1 protein-coding gene and 2 pseudogenes are annotated in these 1,100 nt (G+C 58.5%); all 3 read right to left on the bottom strand.

Annotation, left to right across the window (positions count from 1 at the left end):
- The coding region (locus tag WS62_RS03675) for a helix-turn-helix domain-containing protein (protein WP_197422755.1) at window positions 1-455 on the bottom strand (455 nt) is incomplete at its 3' end.
- Between the two features lie 82 nt (window positions 456-537).
- Window positions 538-702: pseudogene (locus WS62_RS32440) on the bottom strand (PAAR domain-containing protein); the annotation flags it as partial.
- A 114-nt stretch (window positions 703-816) separates the two neighbouring features.
- A pseudogene (locus WS62_RS37815) lies at window positions 817-1,100 on the bottom strand (hypothetical protein); the annotation flags it as partial.

Below are 1,100 nucleotides of genomic sequence, written 5' to 3'. Positions count from 1 at the left end.
GACCAGTCCGGCTCGGCCACACGCGCTCGCAAGCGCATCTTGTCGATCGATTTGACCGTGTGCCATCCCAGATCGTAGAAGGCTGCGACTGCCTGCACGCTGGCCGCTTGCAGCAGCTTCTCGCAGGCCTTGGCGAACCGCTCCGTCACCCGCTGGTAGCGGCCCAGCCACGCCAGCTTCTCCAGTCGCGGGCCGCCGCAGTGTTCGCACCAGACCCGACGGCGGGGGACATGCAGCACGACTCGGTACTCGAACAGCGGCAGATCGCGCACTCGCCGAACCGTCGTCTCGTGGATTTGCTGGCAGCGCGCTCCGCACTGTTCGCAGTGCATGACCTTGCTGACCGGCTTCAGATACAGCGACAGCGTACCGCCGCCTCCTTCCGGCCATTCCACCCGCTCCAACCGATAGCCGGTCCAGCCGCCCAGTGCCTGAAGTGCCTTGCGATCGTGCAATTCTTCCTCCTGACCTCTATAGAATCAGGCGTCAGGTTACGAAATCTCCATCAAACCCTCCACGGTTTACTGCGATGAACCGATTTTTGACCCCGACGATCGGATAGACCCCGCCGCACTTGGGGCAGGACACTTTGTCGCCGAGCAGCGCCAAAGCCTTGCCGTCGACTGTGTTGGTTGGATCACACACGAGTACGCGGCCACCGTGCGAGGTCGTGTCACCCTCGCGGATAAATGCAAAGCCCATTTTTTTCAAATCATCATCGGAATGGAGGCCATCGGGAATCTACCTCATCGCTGCCAAAACAGGCAATCGCAAGCTTGCCGGTGGATCGTCCGGTAAATATCCAGTCGTCGTTGTTCAAAGTTGCCCGGCACGGACGATCTTGCTGTAATTCTCAATCGCTTTCCGGACGGCCGCATCATCATCGATTCGTAAGCCGTGGCGCTCTTGGTTGAGTCGCCTTTGCAGTGCCAATAATTCGCTTATCCGATCGGTATCGGGCTTCATTTTTTGGTTCATCGCAGTAAACCGTGGAGGGTTTGATGGAGATTGCGTAACCTGACGCCTGATTCTATAGAGGTCAGGAGGAAGAATTGCACGATCGCAAGGCACTTCAGGCACTGGGCGGCTGGACCGGCTAT

Origin of the sequence: Burkholderia sp. ABCPW 14 (genome assembly GCF_001523835.1) — a bacterium.
Lineage (GTDB): Bacteria > Pseudomonadota > Gammaproteobacteria > Burkholderiales > Burkholderiaceae > Burkholderia > Burkholderia mayonis.
This window is presented reverse-complemented; position numbering and strand designations above follow the sequence as displayed.